The sequence below is a fragment of the Streptomyces chiangmaiensis genome (genome assembly GCF_036281785.1).
GTDB lineage: Bacteria > Actinomycetota > Actinomycetes > Streptomycetales > Streptomycetaceae > Streptomyces > Streptomyces chiangmaiensis.
Genome location: NZ_JAYWVC010000240.1, coordinates 1 through 11,302, shown reverse-complemented (window position 1 = coordinate 11,302; position 11,302 = coordinate 1). Strand labels below are relative to the sequence as shown.

The 11,302-nt window shown below is 71.6% G+C and carries 10 protein-coding genes; 9 read left to right on the top strand and 1 reads right to left on the bottom strand.

Translation table 11 applies throughout. From position 1 onward, the window contains the following. The first annotated feature begins 38 nt into the window (after nucleotides 1-38). The 4 genes from VXC91_RS37860 to VXC91_RS37845 all read left to right on the top strand — a co-directional run bounded on the left by VXC91_RS37860 (nucleotide 39) and on the right by VXC91_RS37845 (nucleotide 6,619). Nucleotides 39-3,683: an ATP-dependent helicase gene (locus tag VXC91_RS37860; protein WP_329511892.1), complete on the top strand. Its 3,645-nt coding sequence runs from the start codon at nucleotides 39-41 to the stop codon at nucleotides 3,681-3,683. A gap of 10 nt (nucleotides 3,684-3,693) precedes the next feature. Then, nucleotides 3,694-5,097 (top strand): dipeptidase, encoded by a 1,404-nt coding sequence (locus VXC91_RS37855; RefSeq protein ID WP_329511891.1) that lies wholly within the window; start codon nucleotides 3,694-3,696, stop codon nucleotides 5,095-5,097. Nucleotides 5,098-5,261: 164 nt separating this feature from the next. Beyond that, nucleotides 5,262-6,203 carry an NAD(+) diphosphatase gene (gene nudC / locus VXC91_RS37850; protein ID WP_329511890.1) on the top strand — a complete coding sequence of 314 codons (942 nt, stop codon included), beginning with the start codon at nucleotides 5,262-5,264 and terminating at the stop codon, nucleotides 6,201-6,203. Nucleotides 6,204-6,493: 290 nt separating this feature from the next. Then, a complete protein-coding gene (locus VXC91_RS37845) occupies nucleotides 6,494-6,619 on the top strand; it encodes a hypothetical protein (RefSeq protein WP_329511889.1) in 126 nt (41 codons plus the stop codon). 255 nt (nucleotides 6,620-6,874) lie between these two features. On the opposite strand, the gene VXC91_RS37840 is transcribed toward VXC91_RS37845, so the two are convergent. Continuing rightward, nucleotides 6,875-7,117, bottom strand: coding sequence for a mycoredoxin (locus VXC91_RS37840; protein WP_329511888.1), 243 nt, complete (start codon nucleotides 7,115-7,117; stop codon nucleotides 6,875-6,877). A gap of 163 nt (nucleotides 7,118-7,280) precedes the next feature. On the opposite strand from VXC91_RS37840, the gene VXC91_RS37835 reads away from it, so the two are divergent. From VXC91_RS37835 to VXC91_RS37815, 5 genes are all read left to right on the top strand, one after another. Further along, a complete protein-coding gene (locus VXC91_RS37835) occupies nucleotides 7,281-9,536 on the top strand; it encodes an ATP-dependent DNA helicase UvrD2 (protein WP_408057573.1) in 2,256 nt (751 codons plus the stop codon). 169 nt (nucleotides 9,537-9,705) lie between these two features. Next, the gene (locus VXC91_RS37830; protein ID WP_329511886.1) at nucleotides 9,706-10,023 is read left to right on the top strand and encodes a hypothetical protein; all 318 of its coding nucleotides are present in this window, start codon (nucleotides 9,706-9,708) and stop codon (nucleotides 10,021-10,023) included. A 176-nt stretch (nucleotides 10,024-10,199) separates the two neighbouring features. Continuing rightward, nucleotides 10,200-10,568, top strand: coding sequence for a WhiB family transcriptional regulator (locus tag VXC91_RS37825; protein WP_019072119.1), 369 nt, complete (start codon nucleotides 10,200-10,202; stop codon nucleotides 10,566-10,568). Then, on the top strand, nucleotides 10,565-10,891 hold the full coding sequence (locus VXC91_RS37820) for a hypothetical protein (protein WP_329511885.1): 327 nt from the start codon (nucleotides 10,565-10,567) through the stop codon (nucleotides 10,889-10,891). The genes VXC91_RS37825 and VXC91_RS37820 overlap by 4 nt, the downstream gene beginning before the upstream one ends. 113 nt (nucleotides 10,892-11,004) lie before the next feature. Continuing rightward, complete coding sequence (locus VXC91_RS37815) at nucleotides 11,005-11,229, top strand: hypothetical protein (protein WP_408057572.1); 225 nt, start codon at nucleotides 11,005-11,007, stop codon at nucleotides 11,227-11,229. Nucleotides 11,230-11,302 lie beyond the last annotated feature (73 nt).

Below are 11,302 nucleotides of genomic sequence, written 5' to 3'. Positions count from 1 at the left end.
AGCGTCCACTGTCGGTGGTCGCCGATAGCCTCTGCGTTGTGCCCGCCCGTATCACCGACCCCGAGCAGCTCAAGGAGCTCCTCGGCATCCCGTTCACCCCGGAGCAGACGGCCTGCATCACCGCGCCGCCCGCCCCGCAGGTGATCGTGGCCGGTGCCGGCTCGGGCAAGACCACGGTGATGGCGGCCCGCGTGGTGTGGCTCGTCGGCACCGGGCAGGTCGCCCCGGAGCAGGTCCTCGGACTGACGTTCACCAACAAGGCGGCCGGTGAACTGGCCGAGCGCGTGCGCAAGGCCCTCGTGAGGGCGGGCGTCACCGACCCGGACGTGATCGACCCGGACCACCCGCCGGGCGAACCGCTGATCTCCACGTACCACGCCTTAGCGGGTCGCCTGCTGACCGACCACGGGCTGCGCATCGGGCTCGAGCCTGCCTCGCGCCTGCTGGCGGACGCCACCCGCTACCAGCTCGCCGCGCGCGTGCTGCGCGAGGCGCCCGGCCCCTACCCGGCGCTGACCCGCTCCTTCCCGGACCTCGTCAGCGACCTGCTCGCCCTCGACTCCGAACTGTCGGAGCACCTCGTGGGGCCCACGGAGGTGCGCGCGTACGACGCCGCACTGCTGCGCGACCTGGAGAGCGTCCGGCTCGCCAACGCCGATCTGCGCAAGGTTCCGGAGACCGCAGCCGCCCGCGGTGAGCTGGCCGAGCTGGTGGGCCGCTACCGCGCGGCCAAGCGTGAGCGCGACCTCCTCGACTTCGGCGACCAGATCGCCCTCTCGGCGACCCTCGGCCGTATCCCCGAGGTGGGCCGCATCCTGCGCGAGGAGTTCCGCGTCGTCCTGCTCGACGAGTACCAGGACACGTCGGTGGCCCAGCGCGTGCTGCTCGCCGGGCTGTTCGGCGGCGGCACCGGCCACCCGGTGACCGCCGTAGGCGACCCCTGCCAGGCCATCTACGGCTGGCGCGGGGCGTCCGTCGCCAACCTCGACGACTTCCCCGAGCACTTCCCGCACGCCGACGGCCGCCCCGCCGCCCGCCAGGCACTCAGCGAAAACCGCCGCAGTGGCGGCCGCCTCCTCGATCTCGCCAACGGGCTCGCCGAGCCACTGCGCGCGATGCACGCGGGCGTGGAGGCCCTCCGCCCGGCCCCCGGCGCCGAACACGACGGACAGGTCCGCTGCGCGCTGCTGAGCACCCATGCCGAGGAGATCGACTGGGTCGCCGACTCCATCGCCCACCTGGTGCGCACCGGTACGGCGCCCGGGGAGATCGCGGTGCTGTGCCGCACGGCGACCGATTTCGCGGAGATCCAGGGCGCCCTCGTCGCCCGTGACGTCCCGGTGGAGGTCGTGGGCCTGTCGGGACTGCTGCACCTGCCCGAGGTGGCCGACCTCGTCGCCGTCTGCGAGGTCCTGCAGGACCCCGGCGCCAACGCCTCCCTGGTCCGCCTGCTCACCGGGCCACGCTGGCGCATCGGCGCCCGCGACCTCGCTCTCCTGGGCCGGCGCGCCCGGCTGCTCGTGTCCTACGCGCGCGTGGGTGCCGACGACGACCTGGAGCGTCGGCTCGCCGCGGCCGTCGAGGGCGTGGACCCCTCCGAGGTGATCTCGCTCGCGGACGCCCTCGACACCTTCCTGGAACTGCCCATGGAGGCAGAGCGGGACGACGACGGACTTCCCTTCTCGCCCGACGCGCGCGTGCGGTTCGCGCGCCTCGCCGCCGAACTGCGCGAGCTGCGCCGCTCCCTCGCCGACCCCCTGATGGACGTCCTGCACCGGGTCCTCGCCGTCACCGGCCTGGAGGTGGAGCTGTCCGCGTCCCCGCACGCCCTGGCCGCCCGACGCCGCGAGACCCTGTCGAACTTCCTGGACGTCGCAGCCTCGTTCGCCGCCAACGACCCCGACGCCTCCCTCCTGGCCTTCCTCGGCTTCCTGCGCACCGCCGCCCAGTACGAGAAGGGTCTCGACAACGCCCTGCCCGGCGGCGAGAACACCGTCAAGGTGCTCACCGCGCACAAGTCCAAGGGCCTGGAGTGGGACGTCGTCGCCGTCCCCGGACTGGTCACCGGCACCTTCCCCAGCACCCAGGGCCGCGAGAAGTGGACCGCCCAGGGCAAGGTGCTGCCGCACGCCCTGCGTGGCGACGCCGACACCCTGCCCGACGTCGAGACGTGGGACTCCCGGGGCCTGAAGACCTTCCACGAGGCCATGAAGGAGCACCAGCACACCGAGGAACTGCGCCTCGGCTACGTCACCTTCACCCGCCCCCGCTCCCTGCTGCTCGGCTCCGGCCACTGGTGGGGACCCGCCCAGAAGCGCCCTCGCGGGCCCTCGGACTTCCTCCAGGCCCTCTACGAGCACTGCGCCGCCGGGTACGGCGAGATCGAGGTCTGGAGCGAGGAGCCCGCCGAGGACGAGGAGAACCCGGCGCTGCGCCAGGCCACCGCCGACCACGCATGGCCGCTGCCACTGGACGAGGCGGCGCTCGCCCGCCGCCGCGCCGCCGCCGGGAGGGTGCTGGCCCACCTCGACGAGATCGCCTCGCACGACGGCGCCCATCCCGCGGCCGTCCACGACGACCGGGCCGTCCACGACGACCCGGAATGGCCCCCGCCACCGGACGACGAAGATCTCTACGACGACGGACACCCCTACGAGGACGAACACCGTTACGTCGGCGAAGTCCTCGGCGAGGAGCGCGACCCGTACGAGGAGGTTCCCGACAGCGGCCCCCACCACGGGTTCCCCGACGGTGACCTCTACGAGGGGTTCCCCGACGGCGGCCGCTACGACGGCTTCCCCGACGATCCCCCCGAAGGCGAGGGTTCCGACCGGGATTCCCGGACGGCGGACCGCCGCGCACGCCGGCCGGCGGCACCCCACGCGCGCGTGCCGGGCGGCGAGGTCCCCCCGAGCGTCCCGCACCCCCGACGGCACCCGGCCGAGGACGTCACCCCGCTCACCCCGGAGGAGGCCCGCACCATCGCCTCCTGGGACCGCGACCTGGACGCCCTCACCGGAGAGCTGCTGCGCGCCCGCGCGGGCGTGACCGACGTTCCCCTGCCGCCGTCGCTGACCGCATCGCAGGTGCTGCGCCTGGCCGCCGACCCCGACGGGCTCGCGCAGGAACTGGCGCGCCCCATGCCCCGCCCCCCGCAACCCGCCGCGCGCCGGGGCACCCGATTCCACGCCTGGGTCGAGGCGCGCTTCGAGGAACTGCGGTTGCCCATGCTGGAGCCGGAGGAGCTGCCCGGAGGAGACGCCGAGATCGCCGACGAGCGCGACCTGGAGACCCTCAAGGACGCCTTCGAGCGCACCCCCTTTGCGCACCGCACCCCGTACCGAGTCGAGGCCCCGTTCCAGCTCGCCATCGCCGGGCGCGTGGTGCGGGGCCGCATCGACGCCGTCTACCGTACGGACGACGGCGACGGGACGGCGTACGAGATCGTCGACTGGAAAACCGGCCGCACCGGCGACCCGCTCCAGCTCGCCCTGTACCGGCTCGCCTGGGCCGAGCAGCAAGGAGTGCGTCCGGAAGCCGTCAGGGCCGCGTTCCTGTACGTCCGCACCGGGGAGGTCGTACGCCCCGAAGGCCTTCCGGACCGGGCCGCGCTGGAGCGGCTGCTGCGGGGCGCGCCCTCCGCCGAGGAACCGGCGGACGAGGATGCCGGCGCGGGCCGATAGGCTCGTGACCATGAGCGAGACCCCGGACAGTGCCGTCCGCACGTACATCGACCACCATCGCGGCGCCTTCCTCGCTGACCTCGCGGAGTGGCTGCGCATCCCGTCGGTGTCCGCCCAGCCCGAGCATGCGGCGGACGTGCGGCGCAGCGCCGAGTGGCTCGTCGACAAGCTCCGGGAGACCGGCTTCCCCACCGCCGAGGTGTGGCCGACCGCCGGCGCCCCCGCTGTCTTCGCCGAGTGGCCCGCCGACGACCCGCAGGCCCCCACTGTCCTCGTGTACGGCCACCACGACGTCCAGCCGGCCGCCCGCGAGGACGGCTGGGCCGGCGACCCCTTCGAGCCCGAGATCCGCAAGGGCCGCCTCTACGCGCGCGGGGCGGCCGATGACAAGGGCCAGGTGTTCTTCCACACACTCGGCGTCCGTGCCCACCTCGCCGCCACCGGCCGTACCTCCCCGGCCGTCCACCTGAAGCTGCTGATCGAGGGCGAGGAGGAGTCCGGCTCCCCGAACTTCCGCACTCTGGTCGAGCAGCACGCGGCCCGGCTCTTTGCCGATGCCGTGATCGTCTCCGACACCGGCATGTGGTCCGCGGACACCCCCACCGTGTGCACCGGCATGCGGGGCCTGGCCGAATGCGAGATCACTCTGCACGGGCCGGAACAGGACATCCACTCCGGCTCCTTCGGCGGTGCGGTGCCCAACCCGGCCACCGAGGCCGCCCGCCTGGTCGCCGCCCTGCACGACGAGCACGCGCGCGTGGCGATACCCGGCTTCTACGACGGCGTCACCGAACTCACCGACCGTGAACGCGAACTCTTCGCCGAGCTGCCCTTCGACGAGGGCCAGTGGCTGCGGACCGCGAAGTCGACCGCGACCCACGGCGAGGCCGGACACACCACCCTGGAGCGCATCTGGGCCCGCCCCACGGCCGAGGTCAACGGTATCGGCGGCGGCTACCAGGGCCCCGGCAGCAAGACGATCATCCCGTCCTCGGCGATGGTCAAGCTCTCCTTCCGCCTCGTCGCAGGGCAGGACCCCGACCACATCGAGAAGGTCGTCCGTGCCTGGGCCGCCGACCGGCTGCCCGCCGGTGTCCGGCACGAGATCACGTTCGGTGCCGCCACCCGCCCCTGTCTGACGCCCCTGGACCACCCCGCTCTCCAGTCCGTCGCGCGAGCCATGGGCCGTGCCTTCCAGCAACCCGTCCGCTTCACCCGGGAGGGTGGCTCCGGACCCGCGGCCGATCTCCAGGAGGTCCTCGGCGCACCCGTGCTGTTCCTCGGCATCTCCGTCCCGTCCGACGGCTGGCACGCCCCGAACGAGAAGGTCGAACTCGATCTGCTCCTCAAAGGTGTGGAAACCTCCGCATATCTATGGGGTGAGCTCGGGGAGAGGCGGCACCGTGCGGACTGACGATCTCGCCCGCCGGACAGCCGGCCCTCCGGCCCGTGGGGCGCGGCACACTGGAAGGGCCGCCCCGCAGGCCCAAAGCCCGCCGGACCCGGTCCCCTCCAGCCGTACGTACCGCTGAACCGCCTGCCGAAACCACCGTTGCACCGGGGGAGTTGGAAGCACCCGTGACCACCTGGACCGACCACACCGCAGACCGACCCATCTCGCTCACCGCCCCGAGCGGCATCGACCGCGCCGCCCACCACCGGCTCGACGAGGCCTGGCTCGCCGCGGCGTGGAGCCACCCCACGACGCGCTGCTTCGTGGTCTCCGGCGGTCAGGTCCTCATCGACGAGACGTCCGACGGCCGGACCGAACTCGTCATGACCCCCTCCTTCGAGGCCCCCCTCACCGAAGCGCACCGCTACTTCCTGGGCACCGACGAGGACGGGGTCAGTTACTTCGCGCTCCAGAAGGACACCCTCCCGGGCCGCATGGACCAGTCCGCGCGTCCGGCCGGCCTGCGCGAGGCGGGCCTGCTGCTGTCCCCGCGCGACGCGGGCCTGATGGTGCACGCGGTCGCCCTGGAGAACTGGCAGCGCATGCACCGCTTCTGCTCGCGCTGCGGCGAACGCACCGTCATCGCGGCCGCCGGTCACATCCGCCGCTGCCCGGCCTGCGGCGCCGAGCACTACCCCCGCACCGACCCCGCAGTGATCATGGCCGTCATCGACGACAAGGACCGGATCCTGCTCGGCCGCCAGGTCCACTGGCCCGAGGGCCGCTTCTCCACCCTCGCCGGCTTCGTCGAACCGGGTGAGTCCATCGAGCAGTCCGTGCGCCGCGAGGTCTTCGAAGAAGCGGGCATCACCATCGGCGAGGTCGAGTACATCGCCAGCCAGCCCTGGCCCTTCCCGTCCAGCCTGATGCTGGGCTTCCTCGCCCACGCCACCTCCACCGACATCGAGGTCGACGGCGACGAGATCCACGAGGCACGCTGGTTCACCCGCGAGGAACTGCACGCCGCCTTCGAGTCCGGCGAGGTCCTGCCCCCGTACGGCATCTCCATCGCCGCACGCCTGATCGAACGCTGGTACGGCAAGCCACTGCCGACCAGGAGCGTCTGACGTCGGTGCGCACCTCGCGAGCGACCCGTACTGGAGCCACAACGTCCATCACCACCGCGCCGTGCTCGCCTCCGTGCCCGACGGCTGCCGGGCGGCACTGGACGTCGGCTGCGGAGACGGGCTGCTCGCCCGCAAGCTCGCGAACAGTGCCGGATCCGTGACACAGGTGTGGACCGCTCACCCGGCACGATCCGGCTCGCCCGGCAGGAGACGCCCACGAACGTCGCGTTCGTGGAAGGGACCACCTCGACACGGCCGCCCTGCCGCACGGCGCATACGACGTCGTCAGCGTGGTCGCCGTCGTCCACCACACCGCCTTCGAGGACGCCGTGGCCGCCCTGGTACGGCTGCCGTCCCCCGGCGGCCGGCTGGTGATCGGCGGACTGGCGTACAACCGGTCCTCAGGGACTGGGTGATCTGCGGGTGCGGCGTGCTCGCGAGCAGGCTTCACGCGCTGCTCAAAGGGGCAAGCGCGGCTCGCCGGCATGCCCCTCGAGGACCCGAACATGCACTGGAACCAGGTCCGGGACGCCGCCTCGCACCAGCTGCCGGGCTGCAGCTTCCGGCGCCGACTCCTGTGGCGCTGCACGCTGGTGTGGGACAAATCGCAAGAAGGCGGCCCCTGAGGAACCCCAGGGACCGCCTCCCGCGAAGCCGTGACCGCGACGCGGTCAGGCGCCGATCTTCTGCTTGACCTGCGCCAGCGACGGGTTGGTGAGAGTCGAACCGTCGGCGAACAGCACGGTCGGCACCGTCTGGTTTCCGCCATTCGCCTTCTCCACGAACGCCGCGGACCGCGGGTCCTGCTCGATGTTGATCTCGTTGTACGCGATGCCCTCACGGTCCAGCTGGCTCTTCAGCCGACGGCAGTAGCCACACCACGAAGTGCTGTACATCGTCACAGTGCCCGGCATGTCGGTCGCGCTCCTTTACGGCTCAGTGTGCTTGGTCGCAGTGGGGCCAACGTATGTGAACCTTCCACCATTCCCGCCACCCGGCGGGCACACTCCCGGACCCCTCGGTGGCGGCACACGCCGCGGTGAGCGGTGACACCTGCCCGCATTCATACGACTGAATGTGCCCGCCTGTGGACAACCGCCGCACCCGTCTCCGTCGACCTGGCAGCATGGCGGGGTGACAGCAGCAACGCACTCCACCCTCTTCCCGCAGGTTCCGGACTCGCCCGACGCGGTGCTCGAAGGGCTCGACCCCGAGCAGCGCGAGGTGGCGACCGCCCTGCACGGTCCGGTGTGCGTACTGGCAGGCGCCGGCACCGGCAAGACGCGGGCCATCACCCACCGCATCGCGTACGGAGTCCGCGCCGGCATCCTCCAGCCCTCCAGCGTGCTCGCCGTCACCTTCACCAACCGCGCGGCCGGCGAGATGCGCGGCCGCCTGCGCCAGCTCGGCGCCGCCGGCGTCCAGGCCCGCACCTTTCACTCCGCGGCCCTGCGCCAGCTCCAGTACTTCTGGCCGAAAGCCGTCGGCGGGGGACTTCCCAAGATCATCGATCGCAAGATCCAGATCGTCTCCGACGCGGCCGCTGCCTGCCGCATCCGCCTCGACCGCAACGAACTGCGGGACGCCACCGCCGAAATCGAATGGGCCAAGGTCACCCAGACCGTCCCCGCCGACTACGCCGCCGCTGCCGCCAAGACAGGTCGCGAGGCCCCCCGCGACCCCGCCGAGATCGCCCAGCTCTACGCCGCCTACGAAGACCTCAAGCGCGACCGCACCGTCATCGACTTCGAGGACGTCCTCCTCCTCACCGTCGGCATCCTCCAGGACCGGCACGACATCGCGGACGAGGTCCGCGCCCAGTACCAGCACTTCGTGGTCGACGAATACCAAGACGTCAGCCCGCTCCAGCAGCGCCTGCTGGAACTCTGGCTCGGTGACCGCGACAGTCTGTGCGTCGTCGGCGACGCCAGCCAGACCATCTACTCCTTCACCGGAGCCACCCCCGACCACCTCCTGGACTTCCGCATCCGCCATCCAGGAGCCACCGTCGTCAAACTCGTCCGCGACTACCGCTCCTCACCCCAGGTCGTCCACCTCGCCAACGGACTCCTCGCCCAGGCCCACGGCCGGGCCGCCGATCACCGACTCGAACTGATCTCCCAGCGCGCCGCGGGCCCCGAACCCGTCTACACCGAATACGCCGACGAGCCCGCCGAAGCCGAAGGCGCCGCCCGCCGCATCCGCGACCTGCTCACCGACGGCGTACCACCGGCCGAAATCGCGATCCTGTTCCGCACCAACTCCCAGTCCGAGACCTACGAACAGGCCCTCGCGGACGCCGGAATCCCCTACCAGCTGCGCGGTGCCGAACGGTTCTTCGACCGCCCCGAGGTGCGCAAGGCGGGCATCGCCCTGCGCGGCGCCGCACGCTTCGGCACCAACGACACCCTCCTCGACGACGCGGTGGACCTTCCCTCCCAAGTACGCGCCGTCCTCTCCGGCGAAGGCTGGACGCCCACACCCCCCGCCGGCTCAGGAGCCGTCAGAGAGCGATGGGAATCCCTGGCCGCACTCGTGAACCTCGCCCAGGACTTCGCGGTAGCCAAACCCGACGCCACCCTCGCCGACCTCGTGGCGGAACTCGACGAGCGGGCGGGCGCCCAGCACGCCCCGACCGTGCAGGGCGTCACCCTCGCCTCCCTGCACTCGGCCAAGGGCCTGGAATGGGACGCCGTCTTCGTCGTCGGCGTCGCCGAAGGCATGATGCCGATCACCTACGCCCGGACGGACGAACAGATCGAAGAGGAACGCCGTCTCCTCTACGTCGGCGTCACTCGCGCCAGAGAACACCTCCACCTCTCCTGGGCCCTGTCCCGTTCACCCGGTGGCCGGCCCGGCCGACGGCCCAGCCGCTTCCTGGACGGACTGCGCCCCGGCTCCTCCGGCACCGCCGCACGCGCCGTCGCGGGCGGCATCGGAGGCGTCGAACGCGGCTTCAGCACGGCCGGCACCACCCCCGCCCCGCGCCGCACCAGCAGAACGCCGGCCCGCTGCCGGGTCTGCGGGCGCACACTGTCCGACGCCGGCGAGATGAAGCTGATGCGGTGTGACGACTGCCCCTCCGACATGGACGAGGGTCTCTACGAGCGGCTGCGCGCGTGGCGCGCGGTACAGGCACACCGCAGCGGCCAGCCCGCGTTCTGCGTCTTCACCGACAGGACCCTTGTCGCGATCGCCGAATCCGTCCCCGGCGACCCGGGCGAATTGGCACGCGTCCCAGGAGTCGGAGTCCGTAAGCTCAACCGCTACGGGGCGGATGTACTGGCCCTCTGCGCGGGCCGCGACCTCGTAGAAGAAGGCAACGACGGCTGAGACGAACTCGTCGAAAAAATAGTTTGCGCATGCCCCAGCAATCCCCATAGGTTCTAGACCACGGGAGCGGCGGCCTTCTCGGAGGCCCTGATTCCGTGTTGTACTTACCTACCTACCCGTCGGACCGGCGCACGTCGGCCCCCCAAGACGCCGAGAGGAGGCGATTGAAGTGATCAGCATCCGGACCAGCTCCATCAGCACCGCCAAAGTGACCGATCGCTCGGTCGTCTCCACGTGCATGCTCGGCGCCTCCGACCTGGGCACCGGTCTGTCCGGCATTCGTGCCGTCCGTCCGGCGTCCTCCGTGTCTCTCGCGGGCCTTCCCGTCCGGGAGCGCAATGAGCGACCGACCAAGGCACTGGAAGCAGTAGTGGCACAGGCGCAGGTCTATGCCTTTGCGGCGGCCGGTGCCGGATTCCGGAAGCAGACGCAGCACCACCTGATGTGGGCCTTCCGTGGGCCAGAACCCTGGAGTGATCCAGCCTGATCGCCGATCAGGCCGGCGCCTTCAGGGCCGCGGAACCCCATCCGGGATCCGCGGCCCTTCTGTTTTCCCCGAACGGGGACGGCGGAGTGAAGGGGCCTCGGGACAAGAAAAGAACCCGGTACCAAGCCGACACCCGGTCCAACAGGGCCGGAACGACCAGACGAGGAAGACGAACCGTGCAACTCGAAGCGCACGCCCCGTCCGTACCGCCTTCCGAAACGATCCCCCCGCCCGGCCTCACGGAGGACTCCACCTTGACCCCGCTCACCGCGCTCACCGCGCTCGACGACGCCATCGAGAACCTCGGCGTACCCGTCCCCTGCCGCTCCTACGACCCGGAGGTCTTCTTCGCCGAGTCGCCGGCCGACGTCGAGTACGCCAAGTCCCTCTGCCGCACCTGCCCGCTGATCGAGGCCTGCCTCGCAGGCGCCAAGGAGCGGCGCGAGCCCTGGGGTGTCTGGGGTGGCGAGCTGTTCGTCCAGGGTGTCGTCGTCGCCCGGAAGCGGCCGCGTGGCCGCCCGCGGAAGAACCCGGTCACGGCATGAACACCACAGGAACGATCGATCGCCCCCTCACGCACGACCCAAAGAAGCAGGCCCCGATGAAGCAGTCCGCCAACGAGCCCACAGGCTCCGCGATCCCAGACTTCACCACCGCCGGCGCGGACAACGCCTCGCGCCAGAACAGGACCCGAGAGATGCAACTCATCCCAGAAGCCTTGGCTCGTGCGCATATGCAGGAGCGACTGCATGAGGCCGAGCGGGAACGCCAGGCCATGCGCCTGGCGGTGGCCCGCCGGATGCAGCGCCGTGCCGAGCGCGCCTCGATGCGCGCCCGCCGTGCGCTCGCCATGGCCGTCATGCAGTAGACCGACGTCGACCGTCGGCGCCCGGAAAGTCTCGCGGGGGCCGGTCCGAAGGGACCGGCCCCCGCGGTGCGTTGCCCGCGACGGACCGGCCCGACGGAGATATCGTCACAGGGGTGACGAGTCTTCCCCGGGACAGTGACAACAGCGGCTCCGCGCGGCTGCCGGACACCGCACGGGCCCAGTACCCCGTGTGTGCCCGCTGCGGAACCCGGGCCGACGGTCCCCGGCTCACCTGGACCTGCTCCGTGGAGAACGGCGTTCGCCAGTACTTCTGTGACAACTGCGCCCGGGCCAACATCAGGGCGATCGAGGGGCGGTTGGACTCGGCCTGGTGGTAGGGCTCCTCTTGGGGGCTTCCCCCCGCCCCACCCCCGGCCCTGGGCATCACCACCGCGGTCACGCTGCGTGAGC

Excerpts from the sequence above, each read along its gene's own strand:
- VXC91_RS37855 (WP_329511891.1), top strand. The coding sequence starts at position 3,694 with ATGAGCGAGACCCCGGACAGTGCCGTCCGCACGTACATCGACCACCAT.
- VXC91_RS37840 (WP_329511888.1), bottom strand. The coding sequence starts at position 7,117 with ATGCCGGGCACTGTGACGATGTACAGCACTTCGTGGTGTGGCTACTGC.
- VXC91_RS37820 (WP_329511885.1), top strand. The coding sequence starts at position 10,565 with ATGAACACCACAGGAACGATCGATCGCCCCCTCACGCACGACCCAAAG.